Source organism: Okeania sp. SIO3I5 (assembly GCF_010672085.1).
GTDB lineage: Bacteria > Cyanobacteriota > Cyanobacteriia > Cyanobacteriales > Microcoleaceae > Trichodesmium.
Genome location: NZ_JAAHHT010000085.1, coordinates 20,350 through 30,228, shown reverse-complemented (window position 1 = coordinate 30,228; position 9,879 = coordinate 20,350). Strand labels below are relative to the sequence as shown.

The following is a 9,879-nucleotide window of genomic DNA, read 5'->3' as shown; positions in this document are numbered from 1 at the left end:
AATTTTGAACTTTGAATTTACACTACCTGCGACAAAAACTTGCAGGTCCCCTCTTCTTTCGGGTTTCGGAAAAATTCCTCTATCAGTTATTAATTCACTTAAGGTTTCAAACCTCTAAAATTATCCAACCTTTTGAATTTTGAATTTTGAATTTTGAATTTTCACTCCTACAGTATCTGTGACAAAAACTTACGGGTACGTTCCTGTTTCGGATTTCGGAAAAATTCCTCTGGAGTCGCCTCCTCTACCAACAACCCATCTGCCATCAACACAATCCTATCTGCCACCTCCCGTGCAAACCCTACCTCGTGAGTCACCACTACCATCGTGATTCCCGAATCTTCTGCCAAACCGCGCATAACATCCAAAACTTCCCGCACCATCTCCGGATCTAATGCTGAAGTCGGTTCATCAAATAACATAATTTTTGGCTGCATCGCTAAAGCACGAGCGATCGCCACCCTTTGTTGCTGACCCCCCGAAAGTTGACCAGGGAATTTTTTCGCCTGTTCCAAAATACCCACCCTTTCCAAAAGTTGCATTGCCACTTCCTCCGCCTTAACTTTTGGCCATCGACGCACCCAGATGGGAGCTAAAGTCACATTTTGCAAAACTGTTAAGTGAGGGAACAAATTAAACTGCTGAAATACCATTCCCACCTCCCGTCGAATCGCCTCAATATTTTTCAAATCGTGGGATAAATTAATACCATCAACAATAATAGTACCTTTCTGAAATTCCTCTAGAGCATTAAAAGTACGGATAAAAGTCGATTTACCAGAACCACTTGGTCCCATAATTACTACCACTTCTCCACGTTTTACGGTGAGACTTACTCCACGGAGAACATGAAAATTATTGCTATACCATTTCTGGACATCTGTGGCAATAATTCCTATATTGGCATCTATTGGTGTTTCAGTTTTTTGTGTTTCTGCTTGTGTCATTTTGATCTTTAGGAAATAAGAAATAGAGAATAGAGATTAGTATTAAACTCTATCCCAGCATTCTTAAAAGTGCTGTTAATGTACATATCTTAGGTAGGACTTACGGATCTGCAAGGTATTTTCGTCCGATACGACTGACAAGTTTTGCGCGACAGTCCGTCAGGATAGCAATCTCAAATCCTAATTTTTTCTACCTCATGCGCAAGCTCTGTTAGGTTAACTAATTCTAGCAAGATGTAGGAAATTTTAAAGAATAGAATTTTTCTCAACGTGAAATAAAATTGACTCTACTCTCTAACTTTGAGTAGTGCTTCAGAAAATGTCGTGGCGATTTCTCCATCCGCAATAAATAGTCGGAAAATTTCTCACCACACTCAGAGTTGGGAGTGCTTCAGAAAATGTCGTGGTTATTTCTCCATCCGCAATAAATAGTCGGAAAATTTCTCACCACACTCAGAGTCGGGAGTGCTTCCGAAAATGTTGTGGTTATTTCCCCATCCGTAATAAATAGTCGGAAAATTTTTCACCACACTCAGAGTCGGGAGTGCTTCAGAAAATGTTGTGGCGATTTCCCCATCCCCAATAAATAGTCGGAAAATTTTTCACCACACTCAGAGTCGTAGGTGCTTCAGAAAATGTTGTGGCGATTTCCCCATCCGTAATAAATAGTCGGAAAATTTTTCACCACACTCAGAGTCGTGGGTGCTTCAGAAAATGTTGTGGCGATTTCCCCATCCTTAATAAATAGTCGGAAAATTTTTCACCACACTCAGAGTCGGAGTGCTTCCGAAAATGTCGTGACGATTTCTCCATCCGTAATAAATAGTCAGAAAAATTTCTCACCACACCCAGAGTCGGAGTGCTTCCGAAAATGTTGTGGCGATTTCTCCATCCGCAATAAATAGTCGGCAAAATTTTTCACCACACTCAGAGTCGGGGATGCTTCAGAAAATGTTGTGGCGATTTCCCCATCCGTAATAAATAGTCGGAAAATTTTTCACCACACCCAGAGTCGGAGTGCTTCCGAAAATGTCGTGACGATTTCCCCATACGCAATAGTCGGCAAAAATTCTCACCACACTCAGAATCTGGGTGCTTCAGGAAATGTTGTGACTATTTCTCCATCCTTAATAAATAGTCGGCAAAAATTCTCACCACACTCAGAATCTGGGTGCTTCAGGAAATGTTGTGACTATTTCTCCATCCTTAATAAATAGTCGGCAAAATTTCTCACCACAATCAGAGTCGGGGATGCTTCAGAAAATGTCGTGACTATTTCTCCATCCTTAATAAATAGTCGGCAAAATTTCTCACCACAATCAGAGTCGGGGATGCTTCAGAAAATGTCGTGACTATTTCTCCATCCTTAATAAATAGTCGGAAAATTTTTCACCACACCCAGACTCTGGGTGCTTCAGAAAATGTCGTGACTATTTCCCCATCCGTAATAAATAGTCGGCAAAATTTTTCACCACACCCAGAGTCGGAGTGCTTCAGAAAATGTCGTGACTATTTCCCCATCCGTAATAAATAGTCGGCAAAATTTTTCACCACACCCAGAGTCGGAGTGCTTCAGAAAATGTCGTGACTATTTCCCCATCCGTAATAAATAGTCAGAAAAATTTTTCACCACACCCAGAGTCGGGGTACTTCAGAAAATGTTGTGACGATTTCCCCATACGCAATAGTCGGCAAAATTTCTCACCACACCCAGAGTTGGAGTGCTTAATAAAATAAAGAAGATAGCTAAATTTTACAATTAATAAGAAGTATTTAACTTTTTCTCCAACTGCCGACTACCGACCGACATAGCATAACAAATAATCCAAAAAAGTAAACCATCAAATAAATAAACTTCAGCATAATCTCCTAAAAATTGGGGTTGAGCTAAAACCGAACGACTAATACCCAACAACTCTACCAATCCCACAATTGATAATAAAGTTGTATCCTGAAATAGACTAATAAATTGACCGACAATTGATGGAATAGCCACCTTTAAAGCTTGAGGTAAAACAATCAATCCTACACTCAATGGAGTATTTAAACCTAATGCTTTTGCCGCTTCAATTTGACCCCTAGGTACAGATTGTAAACCGCCCCTAACATTCTCTGCTAAATAAGCAGAACTAAATAAAGTTAACCCTAAAATTGCCCGTAAAATTCTGTCAGGTCGTATTCCATCCGGCAGAAATAGAGGAATCATAATTTGCCCCATAAATAGAATTGAAATTAGAGGCAATCCCCTAATAATTTCAATATAACCAATAGAAAATATTTTGATTACTGGCAATGTACTTTGTCTGCCTAAAGCCAATAAAACTCCCAAAGGAAAAGATAAAAAAATGCTAACTAAAGAAGTTAATATAGTTAGCATTAAACCACCCCAATCATTTGTAGATACAGATTTTAAACCTAATCCGCCTCCGATTAACCAGACAATTAATAGAAAAGCAAGAAACCAAGAAAAAGATAAATATTTACCTAAATTACTATTTTTTCTCCCTAATTTTTTTCCTATCCAGGCAGTAGCAATAACTAAAATAACCATTCCTATCAATAATAGTTTAAATGGTATAGCCACAGGAATTAGTAAGAGAATAGCAGGCAAAATAGCAAGAAAAATCAATACTGGCAATGTAAATAATGTAGCTGAGTTTCTAGCAATAACTCCCCAAGAAAAACCAGAAAAACTAGAAATTATGCCGACTATTAACCAGACACGCCAATATTGGTCTCTAGGATATCTACCCACCATTAATAATGGCAAATTAACTTTGATAACCTGCCACTCTGCTTCTGTTGTTGCCCAGGAAATAAAGTTAGTTATTGCCCAGAAAATGATGCTGAATAAGATAATGGTTAATAAGGTGTTATACCAGGTACTAAAAAAATTTTTTCTCAGCCATTCTATAGAATTAGTTTCTGGAAATGGTGGAGCAGAAGATTTATTTGTATTAATTGTTTTCATAATTTTATAGGCAATAGATAAAACTTATTAGCAAGCATTCAAAAGTCAGCTAAGGAAAAAGGAAAGAACGTTCAATAATTAGGGTGTGCTGATTAAATATCAAATCCTTTTCAGGTAAAACTTTCAGCCTTTTTAGGTATTGAAAAAATCCAAGCTTAATGGTCTTTTAGGTTCAAAAATGAGCGTATTTTGGGCAGACAAAGACAGAAAAAATGAGGAACAATTCTTACTCCTACCTCCTCTAAATTCCCCATTCCTCCTAACTCCTGACTCCTGCCCCTAGCACAAGACTTTTTCAGCAAACCCTAATTAATAATTAATAATTAATAATTAATAATTAATAATTAACAATTAACAATTAACAATTAATAATTACCTCTTCTGTGATAGAAGGATTCGGTTAAAAGGAATTTTTTTCTTTTCAAAGGAAGATTAGATATGGCGCCGGTAACCTATCCATCCCATCCTACGGGAAACTTTCGTTACGGAATGCTATCGCAAACGTTAATGACCGCTTTTTCTCCATGAATGGAGAGGTTTTATACCTTAATTTTTCGGTAAGAGAAGGAAAAAACTTAGTAGATATTTTCCTAACTTTTACACAAACAATACCAACGGACATGATATTAAAAATAACCAGTAATACCAAGCATCAAAAAAGAATGTTACGAATACTTTGGTCAACAAAATGGTGAAAATCAGATTTATATTTGGGAGAATTGAATTCTTTCAGAGTCAAAAATGATAATAACAGCTCTTTCTACTGACTACTGACTACTGACTATTGACTACTAGAAACAGTTCCAGTATTTGTAGCAAACATTTATCAAATTGGTATAAAAAGGAGAAATTAAAGTCAATAAATGATATTTAAACTATTTATTCTGACTCCAGATTCCTGACTCCTGACTCCTGACTCCTAAATGATATTTAAACTATTTATTCTGACTCCTGACTCCTGACTCCTGACTCCTACTGATATTATCTTTCTGTTAATTGAACACTTTTATTTAAAAAATTCATAGATACTGAAATTATCAAATTTATGGAAAGATAAACCACCATTAAAATGATAAATACTTCTATTGGACGACCTGCTTGATTATAAGTAGTATTAGCCACAGCATATAAATCTGGATAACCAATAGCTATTGCTAAACTAGAATTTTTTGCTAAGTTCATATATTGACTATTTAATGACGGAATCATAACTCTTAATGCTTGGGGAAAAATCACCAATTGCATGACTAAACCAGATTTTAATCCTAAAGACTTGGCTGCTTCCCATTGCCCTTTCGGCACTGCTTGAATCCCAGAACGAACAATTTCAGCAATAAAAGCACCTGTATAAAATACTAATCCTACCAGTAAAGCTGAAAGTTCTAATGTTAAATTCAATCCCCCTTTTGTACCTCCTGTTTCTGTTGCTATAGGTGCTTGCCAAGCCAATCCAAATATAATAATAAATACTGCAATAATTCCCATACTAATTAATACAATAATTTGTGGTTGACCAGATGCTGCTTTTTCTGCCATTAATTTATTCCGCCATTGCCAAATAAATATAGCAGCGATCGCTCCTACAACTAAAACTATTAACCATAACCAAACATTCAAAGTATTTTCCGGCCAAGGAATAGCTATACCTCGTTTACTCATAAATATTGGTCCTGGTAATTCTAATTTTTCTTGAGGTCTAGGCAAACTGAAAAAAACAGCAAAATACCAGAAAAATAACTGTAATAATAGGGGAGTATTTCTGACAACTTCCACATAAATTCGATTCAAATTCCGCAGTAACCAATTCTCAGAAAAACTAGCAATACCTGCCAATATTCCGACTATTGTTGTGAAGAAAATTCCTAAAATCATTACTCGCAGAGAATTAACTAAACCTGCCAATAATACTTGAGTATACGGGTCATTTGGTTTGTAAGGAATCAAACTTTCACTAATACTAAATCCTGCTTCATTATCTATGAAACTAAAGCCAAACTTTGTACCTTGTTGTGCTAAATTACGGCTGAGGTTGCTAATCATTATAGCTACAACCACAACAAAAATTAATATGGCAAGAACTTGTAAAGCAATACGCCAAAATCTCTCATCTCGCCATAGAGGAATTTTTTGATTTTTCTCGTCAATCATAATTTTAGGGAGTCATTTCAGTTATCAGTTAGTAGTGACACTTTCCGTTCCGGAATGCTCCGCAAACGCGAAGTGTCACTACATCAATTATCAGTACCTCCTATTAAACCATTGGGATTGAAATAATAAACCAAATATTTTCCTTTTAGTCAATCCTTTCTCTTTTAGGGAGAGGTAATTATCCATTATCCATTAATGAAAATAGACTTCTTGCAGAAGTCAGGGAATAGGGAATATCGGAATAAAAAATAAAAGGATAAAATTGTTTATTTCATCTCTTAAATTCATTTAATTAAAACTTTAGCAAGAGGTTTAATATCCAACCCATTTATTTGTTTTAGAAGGGGTATTTTCACAGATTGTCAAGTATGTAGAAAATAGTAGAGTTGTCAAGAGCAAATATACTTACTTCTGCATAATTTCTATTCAATTTCCTGTCAATAAATTTTCATTTCCATCTACTTTATCAAAATAATTGAGTCTATAGTCATTTCAGTTGAGATTGAGACAAGGTTTTCTTGCTGTGAAAGTTTCAGCTAAAAAAGTGTTTCATTCTTATTTGAAATTACTATAAAACCCCATCTTGATTCTTGATTGATGAAATGTTTTTGGAGTGTTGTTCCAAATCGCTCCTACAAAAACAACTTCTCAATTCTCAATTCTCAATTCTCAAACCCCATCTTGATTCTTGATTGATGAAATGTTTTTGGAGTGTTGTTCCAAATCACTCCTACAAAAACAACTTCTCAATTCTCAATTCTCAATTCTCAAACCCCATCTTGATTCTTGATTGATGAAATGTTTTTGGAGTGTTGTTCCAAATCGCCACTACAAAAACAACTTCTCAATTCTCAATTCTCAATTCTCAAACCCCATCTTGATTCTTGATTGATAAATGTTTTTGGAGTGTTGTTCCAAATCCCCACTACAAAAACAACTTCTAAATTCTCAATTCTGAATTCTCAATTCTGAATTCTCAATTCTCAAACCCCATCTTGATTCTTGATTGATGAAATGTTTTTGGAGTGTTGTTCCAAATCGCTCCTACAAAAACAACTTCTAAATTCTCAAAACCCATCTTGATTGATGAAATATTTTTGGAGTGTTGTTCCAAATCGCCACTACAAAAACAACTTCTAAATTTTAAATTCTCAATTCTCAATTCTCAATTCATAGAGATTTGGGAAAGTTACTGTAGATTAATTCCCAAATCTTTACTGTTGTGATTTTCTTGTTAACGGAAAGGAGGAGAATAAAGCAACCCACCATTTGTCCATAAATCATTCAGACCACGTGGTAACTTAAATTGAGAATTTTCTCCTAAGTTACGATTATAGACTTCCCCATAATTACCAACTTGCTTAATCACACGATATGCAAAATCATTACTCAAACCCAAACCTTCACCCAGGTCTCCCTCTACTCCTAAGAAGCGTTTGATTGTAGGATCATCAGAATTTTGCTTCAGGTCATCCACATTTGCTTGAGTAATACCTAACTCTTCAGCTTCTATCAAAGCATAAGTTACCCATTTCACCACATCAAACCAAGCCGAATCATTATTTATTGTCACTGGACCTAAAGGTTCCTTAGACATAGTAACATCCAGAATGACATGAGCATTTGGACTTGGTAGGGTACTACGGCGACTTAATAATTGAGATTTATCAGAAGTCATCCCATCACAGCGTTCCTCTGCATAAGCAGCATAAGCTGGATCTGCTTGTTGAAATGTTAGTGTCTCAGCTTCTACATTTCTTTGGCGGAGATTATCTGTTAAATTTAATTCTGTAGTTGTACCTGCTTCTACACAAACTGATTTACCTTGCAACTCCTCTAAAGATTTAATCCCACTATCAGCACGAACCATCATTCCCTGTCCATCATAAAAAGTAGTAGGGGCAAACTCTAAACCTACAGTAGTATCTCGACTAATAGTCCATGTTGTATTTCGAGAAAGCATATCTACTTCCCCACCGTTAAGAGCAGTAAAACGCTCCGTTGAATCTAAGTTACGATATGCTATAGCATTTGGATCGTTAAATAGAGCTGCAGCTACTGCCTTGCAAATATCTATATCTATTCCTGAGTATTTACCATTCTGGTCTACAAAACTGAATCCAGGAATACCACCTTCTACACCGCAGATTAATTTACCGCGGTTTTTGACAATATCTAAACGACTCGTCCCTTGCTGACTTTCTTGGCCACCTCCCGTTTGGTCTGATGTGCCATCACCTTCGCAAGCTGTTAGTGGCAGTACCATCAACATAGCTGCTATTAAAATAGATCCCCATTTTTTCATAATTGATTATGATTTTTTTGTTTTGAAAAAAATGACCTACTCAAAGCTACCATAATCTGAAAATATATTAACTTTCTGTGGTCCTTAAAACTACCAAATCCTATTTCCTTCCATAACTGTAGTTATGAATATATGATACTTCCATAAGATTTTGGGTGTCAGACTTAGCGATCGCTTCTAAAAATTAAATCAACTATTTTCTAAGTTTTTTGTTTTTGACTTAAAGTCCAGCACAGCAAAATAGTAGTTAACTAATTTATCAATTTATCTATAATAATTAGTCTAAAGCTCTCGTCTACTATGAACTTTTGACTTTCAACATCAGAATGAACACTATACAATAAAACTACGCCGATGCTGTGTTTGACATTGATAAATCAAATTTCCGAAGTATTTGCGAATCAAAAACTCTCTTGTGGGATTACTTTTATACCCAATTTATGCCTAGATAGTTACACTAAAATGATTACAAAAGTATTAGTAAATTTGCTACCAACATAGAGGGTCATTTCAGTTATCAGTTATCAGTACCTCTAAGTGAACCATTGGGATTGAAATAATGAACCAAATATTTTTTTATCCCCTGAAAAGGGGAGAGTTTAGACCTTACTTTTTAGTAAAAATCCAAATATTCCTTGGGCACAAAAAACGACAATTATATAGTTATCAAACTATTTTTAATCAATCCTGGAACAGTTTTACCAAGAGAAAAAATCAAATAAATTCTTACCTCCTGATTCCTGATTTGTAACTTTTAACTTTTAACTTGTACGTAGCGCTATAGTGGCGAAGGTTCAGCACCCAAACGTTCCTCAGCTAAATCCCGAATTAAGGATAACCGAGAGAAAATATATTCGTTCATTAAATCTGCCTCTCTACAATTTAGGCCAATTCTTGTTTGCAACTGTTTGATTAGCAACTGAACTAAGGTAGCATCATCAAGTGATACTAATGTTGTAGCTTGGGAGTTTTCTACTATAGACCAAAGCTGACGTAACATTGTGGGAGTCATAGCACCTCCATATAAATTTAATATGCCTGTTTGTAATGGGGATTAATTATTTCAGTTATCAGTTATCACTACCGACCACTGAAGTTGATTTTCTCTTGGTCGATTGGATATGCTTAGGAAACCCATCCATCCCTTGACCGCTTTTTCATCCCCTTCAAAGGGGCAGGGGACTTTATTTTTTTGTCAAGATTGGTAATCAGGACATATTTCTATGCACATATTTTCCCAACCTTGTTTTTCCTTAACTATTCTTTTACATTTACTGAATAGTAACTGAATTCTACTTATAATAGAGAGGCTTAGACATAATAAGTTACAATTATTGCTAACATCTTTACAAAATGATGTAGTTCTTCACTTATTTTTGATGTCCCACGAGCCGGTTGCCCATTTTCAGAAAATACCTTGAATGCTTTATATTCCTAGTGTTACAACTACTAATCTTGACTACTTTTAAATATTGAAATAATTAGTTTTAATACTTTTTAATACTTGA

Annotated in this window: 9 protein-coding genes; 3 read left to right on the top strand and 6 right to left on the bottom strand. The window is 35.6% G+C overall.

The window, feature by feature from the left end; genetic code table 11:
• Positions 1–167: 167 nt before the first annotated feature.
• Positions 168–947 (bottom strand): amino acid ABC transporter ATP-binding protein, encoded by a 780-nt coding sequence (locus F6K40_RS19470; RefSeq protein ID WP_293138757.1) that lies wholly within the window; start codon positions 945–947, stop codon positions 168–170.
• A 300-nt stretch (positions 948–1,247) separates the two neighbouring features.
• On the opposite strand from F6K40_RS19470, the gene F6K40_RS19465 reads away from it, so the two are divergent.
• Positions 1,248–1,379 (top strand): hypothetical protein, encoded by a 132-nt coding sequence (locus F6K40_RS19465; protein ID WP_293138756.1) that lies wholly within the window; start codon positions 1,248–1,250, stop codon positions 1,377–1,379.
• A gap of 258 nt (positions 1,380–1,637) precedes the next feature.
• Here the strand turns inward: F6K40_RS19465 and F6K40_RS19460 are convergent, their stop codons facing one another.
• Complete coding sequence (locus F6K40_RS19460) at positions 1,638–1,859, bottom strand: hypothetical protein (protein WP_293138755.1); 222 nt, start codon at positions 1,857–1,859, stop codon at positions 1,638–1,640.
• A 44-nt stretch (positions 1,860–1,903) separates the two neighbouring features.
• Here F6K40_RS19460 and F6K40_RS19455 point away from each other — a divergent pair, with 44 nt between their 5' ends.
• Both F6K40_RS19455 and F6K40_RS19450 read left to right on the top strand, forming a co-directional pair.
• Positions 1,904–2,164 carry a hypothetical protein gene (locus F6K40_RS19455; RefSeq protein ID WP_293138754.1) on the top strand — a complete coding sequence of 87 codons (261 nt, stop codon included), beginning with the start codon at positions 1,904–1,906 and terminating at the stop codon, positions 2,162–2,164.
• Positions 2,165–2,295: 131 nt separating this feature from the next.
• Positions 2,296–2,481 (top strand): hypothetical protein, encoded by a 186-nt coding sequence (locus F6K40_RS19450; protein WP_293138753.1) that lies wholly within the window; start codon positions 2,296–2,298, stop codon positions 2,479–2,481.
• A gap of 225 nt (positions 2,482–2,706) precedes the next feature.
• Here F6K40_RS19450 and F6K40_RS19445 read toward each other — a convergent pair whose 3' ends face one another.
• The 4 genes from F6K40_RS19445 to F6K40_RS19430 all read right to left on the bottom strand — a co-directional run bounded on the left by F6K40_RS19445 (position 2,707) and on the right by F6K40_RS19430 (position 9,383).
• Positions 2,707–3,918 carry an amino acid ABC transporter permease gene (locus tag F6K40_RS19445; RefSeq protein ID WP_293138752.1) on the bottom strand — a complete coding sequence of 404 codons (1,212 nt, stop codon included), beginning with the start codon at positions 3,916–3,918 and terminating at the stop codon, positions 2,707–2,709.
• A 981-nt stretch (positions 3,919–4,899) separates the two neighbouring features.
• Positions 4,900–6,066: an amino acid ABC transporter permease gene (locus F6K40_RS19440; RefSeq protein WP_293138751.1), complete on the bottom strand. Its 1,167-nt coding sequence runs from the start codon at positions 6,064–6,066 to the stop codon at positions 4,900–4,902.
• A 1,234-nt stretch (positions 6,067–7,300) separates the two neighbouring features.
• Complete coding sequence (locus F6K40_RS19435) at positions 7,301–8,371, bottom strand: amino acid ABC transporter substrate-binding protein (protein WP_293138750.1); 1,071 nt, start codon at positions 8,369–8,371, stop codon at positions 7,301–7,303.
• 778 nt (positions 8,372–9,149) lie between these two features.
• Complete coding sequence (locus F6K40_RS19430; RefSeq protein WP_293138749.1) at positions 9,150–9,383, bottom strand: hypothetical protein; 234 nt, start codon at positions 9,381–9,383, stop codon at positions 9,150–9,152.
• Positions 9,384–9,879 lie beyond the last annotated feature (496 nt).